This window comes from Kluyvera sp. EC_51, from assembly GCF_019584505.1.
GTDB lineage: Bacteria > Pseudomonadota > Gammaproteobacteria > Enterobacterales > Enterobacteriaceae > Kluyvera > Kluyvera sichuanensis.
Genome location: NZ_VDAG01000106.1, coordinates 1 through 4,844, shown reverse-complemented (window position 1 = coordinate 4,844; position 4,844 = coordinate 1). Strand labels below are relative to the sequence as shown.

The 4,844-nt window shown below is 46.2% G+C and carries 4 protein-coding genes and 1 pseudogene; 4 read left to right on the top strand and 1 reads right to left on the bottom strand.

Annotation, left to right across the window (positions count from 1 at the left end):
* A partial coding sequence (locus FHC49_RS24800) for an IS1 family transposase (protein WP_097491765.1) occupies nt 1-57 on the bottom strand: 57 nt, incomplete at its 3' end.
* Between the two features lie 119 nt (nt 58-176).
* Here FHC49_RS24800 and FHC49_RS20655 point away from each other — a divergent pair.
* The 4 genes and pseudogenes from FHC49_RS20655 to FHC49_RS20640 form a co-directional block, all read left to right on the top strand.
* Nucleotides 177-872 (top strand): annotated as a pseudogene (locus FHC49_RS20655) (restriction endonuclease subunit S); the annotation flags it as partial.
* 116 nt (nt 873-988) lie between these two features.
* A complete protein-coding gene (locus FHC49_RS20650) occupies nt 989-4,105 on the top strand; it encodes an HsdR family type I site-specific deoxyribonuclease (protein WP_182268807.1) in 3,117 nt (1,038 codons plus the stop codon).
* A 220-nt stretch (nt 4,106-4,325) separates the two neighbouring features.
* Nucleotides 4,326-4,580: a hypothetical protein gene (locus tag FHC49_RS20645; protein WP_244661195.1), complete on the top strand. Its 255-nt coding sequence runs from the start codon at nt 4,326-4,328 to the stop codon at nt 4,578-4,580.
* A gap of 33 nt (nt 4,581-4,613) precedes the next feature.
* Nucleotides 4,614-4,844: transposase (locus FHC49_RS20640; protein ID WP_220440752.1), on the top strand; the 231-nt coding region annotated here is incomplete at its 3' end.

Sequence of the window (4,844 nt, the reverse complement as noted above, 5' to 3'; positions counted from 1 at the left end):
ACGCACCACCCCGTCAGTAGCTGAACAGGAGGGACAGCTGATAGAAACAGAAGCCACTGGAGCACCTCAAAAACACCATCATACACTAAATCAGTAAGTTGGCAGCATCACCGAAAATTGGGGGTAAAATGCAAATGCCACAAATTGCAACTCCTGATACAGATAAGTTTGAAGTTCCAATCCCCTGCCCGGATAATCCGGAAAAATCCCTTGCTATCCAGTCTGAAATCGTTCGGATTCTGGATAAATTTACTGCACTTACCGCTGAGCTTACCATGCGTAAAAAGCAGTACAACTACTATCGTGACCAGTTAATGAATCTTGAGGAAAGGGAAGACACTCGAGAAATGAGTATAGGTGATATTTATGATTTTCAGTATGGAACAGGCAATACAATTCCTAAATCTGGAGGGCAATATCCTGTTTATGGTAGCAACGGGATTGTAGGCTCCCATGACAAATATAACAGCGAAGACTCGCCTGTTATTGGCCATATAGGTGCTTACGCAGGAATCGTTAATTGGGGCCAGGGTAAGCATTTTGTTACATACAATGGAGTTATTTGTAGGCACAAATCGAAGGAAGTTCTTCAAAAATACGCCTACCATTTATTACTTTTACAAGATTTCGGGTCAAAATCTAATAGTGCATCACAGCCTTTTGTTTCATATAACATATTAAATGCTCCTATTGTTTTGGTTCCCCCTTTACAAGAGCAAGCTCGTATCGTCGCCATCCTCGATAAATTCGATACACTGACCAGTTCAATAACCGAAGGGCTTCCTCGTGAAATCGAGCTACGTCAGAAGCAGTACGAGTACTATCGCGATTTACTGTTCAGCTTCCCGACATCGGAAGCTGCCAGCAACTGACAGGCCATAGATACCGGTAGGGTATGTTTTCACCCGCCCGGTATCAGGTTTTAGGAATACCGGGAGATGCTTCTGATACCCTTCCGGACTTTGCCAGATGACGCACAGGATGCACCATGACACAACAGACACACACCATTGCTGAATCCAATAACTTTATCGTCCTTGATAAATACACCAAAGTTCTGGAGACCGGTGACAGCTACCAGAGCGAATCGGACCTTGAGCGGGAGCTGATTCAGGACCTTCTTAATCAGGGGTATGAGTTTATCTCCGTTAAGTCACCGACTGCGATGCTGGCGAATGTGCGGGACCAGCTTCAGCGTCTTAATGGTGTGGTGTTTAACGAAAGTGAATGGCGGCGTTTCGCAGAGCAGTATCTCGACAGCCCCAGTGACAGCAGCCTGGACAAAACCCGTAAAATCCATATCGACTATATCTGTGATTTCACGTTTGATGACGGTCGTCTGGAAAACATCTATCTGATAGATAAAAAGAACCTGCTGCGCAATAAGGTGCAGGTCATTCAGCAGTTTGAGCAGACTGGCTCACACGCTAACCGTTATGACGTCACCATTCTGGTTAACGGCCTGCCACTGGTGCAAATCGAACTCAAAAAGCGCGGCGTGGCGATTCGTGAAGCCTTTAACCAGATACACCGTTACAGCAAGGAAAGCTTTAACAGCGACAACTCCCTGTTTAAATACCTGCAACTGTTTGTGATATCTAACGGAACCGATACCCGGTACTTTGCCAGTACCACTAAGCGGGATAAAAACAGCTTTGATTTCACCATGAACTGGGCGAAGTCGGATAACACTCTGATTAAGGACCTGAAGGACTTTACCGCCACTTTCTTCCAGAAGCATACCCTGCTGAATGTTCTGTTTAATTACAGCGTGTTTGACAGCAGCCAGACGCTGCTGGTCATGCGTCCCTATCAGATTGCTGCCACTGAGCGAATCCTCTGGAAAATTAACAGCTCATTTAAAATGAAGAACTGGTCAAAACCCGAAAGCGGCGGGTTTATCTGGCATACCACCGGGTCAGGTAAAACCCTGACCAGCTTTAAGGCCGCACGACTGGCAACCGAGCTGGACTTTATTGATAAAGTCTTCTTCGTGGTCGACAGGAAAGACCTCGATTACCAGACCATGAAGGAGTATCAGCGCTTCTCTCCGGACAGTGTGAATGGTTCGGATAATACAGCAGGCCTCAGAAGAAACCTGGATAAGGACGATAACAAAATCATCGTCACAACCATTCAGAAACTCAATAACCTGATGAAAGCCGAAGCTGACCTGCCCGTCTATCAACAGCAGGTGGTGTTTATCTTTGATGAGTGTCACCGCAGCCAGTTTGGTGAGGCCCAGAAAAACCTCAAAAAGAAATTCAGACGCTTCTATCAGTTTGGTTTTACTGGTACGCCTATTTTCCCGGAAAATGCACTGGGGGCAGAAACCACCGCCAGCGTCTTCGGGCGTGAATTACATTCTTACGTAATTACTGATGCGATTCGTGATGAAAAAGTGCTGAAGTTTAAGGTGGACTATAACGATGTCCGCCCACAGTTTAAGTCTCTTGAAACGGAAACTGATGAGAAAAAACTCAGCGCGGCTGAAAACCAACAGGCATTTTTGCACCCCCTGCGTATCCAGGAAATAACGCAATACATTATCAATAACTTCCGGCAGAAAACACACCGAACCTTCCCGGGAGCTAAGGGCTTTAACGCCATGTTAGCAGTTAGCAGCGTGGAAGCGGCAAAAGCTTATTACACGACGTTTAAAATGCTACAGGAAGAAGCGGAGAAGAAATCTGGCAGCTATAAACGCCTTCGGGTTGCAACCATCTTCTCCTTTGCTGCAAATGAAGAGCAAAGCGCCATTGGTGATATTACTGACGAAAGCTTTGATACCAGCGCAATGAACAGCAGCGCGAAGGAATTCCTGGATTCAGCCATTGATGACTATAACAACCACTTTAAAACCAATTTCAGTACCGACAGTAACGGCTTCCAGAACTACTACCGCGATTTAGCTCAACGAGTGAAAAATCAGGATATCGACCTTCTCATCGTGGTGGGAATGTTCTTAACCGGCTTTGATGCCCCGACGCTTAACACTCTTTTCGTTGACAAAAACCTCCGTTATCACGGCCTGATGCAGGCATTTTCCCGCACAAACCGTATCTATGATGCCACCAAAACCTTCGGCAATATCGTGACGTTCAGGGACCTGGAGCGTCCGACCATTGATGCCATCACACTTTTTGGCGACAAAAACACCAAGAATGTGGTACTGGAAAAAAGCTACGAAGAGTACATGCAGGGCTTTACCGATGCGGCAACCGGTGAGGCTAAACGAGGTTTTATGGCTGTTGTTTCGGAGCTGGAGCAGCGCTTCCCTGACCCTGCCAGTATCGACAGTGAAAAAGAGAAAAAAGCCTTCGTCAAACTGTTTGGTGAATATCTGCGGGCAGAAAACATCCTGCAAAACTATGATGAATTTGCCACGCTGAAAGCCCTGCAGAAGGTTGATATTAGTGACCCGGAAGCGGTAGAAACCTTTAAAGCAGAGCACTATGTGGATGATGAAAAATTTGCTGAATTACAAACCATTCGTCTCCCGGCAGAACGTAAAGTTCAGGACTATCGCTCAGCATACAATGATATCCGGGACTGGCAGCGACGCGAAAAAGCAGCAAACGACAGGGATAAATCAACCACAGACTGGGATGACGTGGTGTTTGAAATTGACCTGCTGAAGTCGCAGGAAATTAACCTGGACTACATCCTTGGTCTGATTTTCGACCACAATCGTCAGAAAAAAGGTAAAGAAGCCCTGACTGAAGAGGTCAGACGCTTAATCCGCTCAAGTCTGGGCAACCGTGCCAAAGAAGGTCTGATTGTTGACTTTATTCAGCAAACTAACCTTGATGACATGCCGGACAAGGCCAGTATCATTGATGCATTCTTTACCTATGCTCAGCGTGAACAGCAACGGGAAGCAGAGGCGTTGATTAAGGAAGAAAACCTCAATGAAGAGGCTGCAAGGCGCTATATCCGCACATCACTAAAACGGGAATATGCTACCGAAAATGGGACGGAGTTAAACGAGACGCTACCAAAGCTCAGTCCGTTGAATCCTCAGTACAAAACGAAAAAGCAGACTGTATTCCAGAAAATTGGGGCGTTTATCGAAAAATTTAAAGGGGTTGGTGGACACCTCTAGTAGCCAGATAAAAGAACAATGCGCCACCGCAATTTATAGGTAAGATTGTATCTTTTAAACTGCGTCAGACCTGTATGATCGATGAAGCGCTGGTTAATGTTAATGCTAACTGGATGAATTTTTAACGCACATTCAAACAATTAGCGTCCAGAACTCACAGAAACCACTGCTTGATTTTGGATGGTAAAGTACTGAATAGATGTATCACAGGAGAATACTTATGAGCGTAACTATAAAAGACGATCGACTCAGGACTATCGCGACCTTTGATGGCAAGACCTTGAAAGATGATCGACTGAGGACCATCGCGACGTTTGATGGTAAAGCCCTGAAAGACGACCGACTCCGCACCATCGCTACCTTTGACGGTAAAACCCTGAAAGACGACCGACTCCGCACCATCGCAACATTTGATGGGAAGACCTTGAAAGACGATCTGACCTGCTCCCCGTTGATTAGTACACCCCGATGTTAGTAATGTCTTCATTAGCCACATGAGGACATCCCCATGAAGAAGCGTTTTTCCGATGAACAGATCATCAGTATTCTCCGCGAAGCCGAAGCTGGGGTACCCGCCCGTGAACTCTGCCGCAAGCATGCCATTTCCGATGCCACGTTTTACATCTGGCGTAAGAAGTATGGCGGTATGGAGGTGCCTGAAGTTAAGCGCCTGAAGTCGCTTGAGGAAGAGAACGCCAGACTCAAGAAGCTGCTTGCCGAAGCCATGCTGGATAAAGAG

What these genes read in the sequence shown, in the direction of transcription:
- FHC49_RS20650 (WP_182268807.1), top strand. Translation starts at nt 989, where the DNA reads ATGACACAACAGACACACACCATTGCTGAATCCAATAACTTTATCGTC.
- FHC49_RS20645 (WP_244661195.1), top strand. Translation starts at nt 4,326, where the DNA reads ATGAGCGTAACTATAAAAGACGATCGACTCAGGACTATCGCGACCTTT.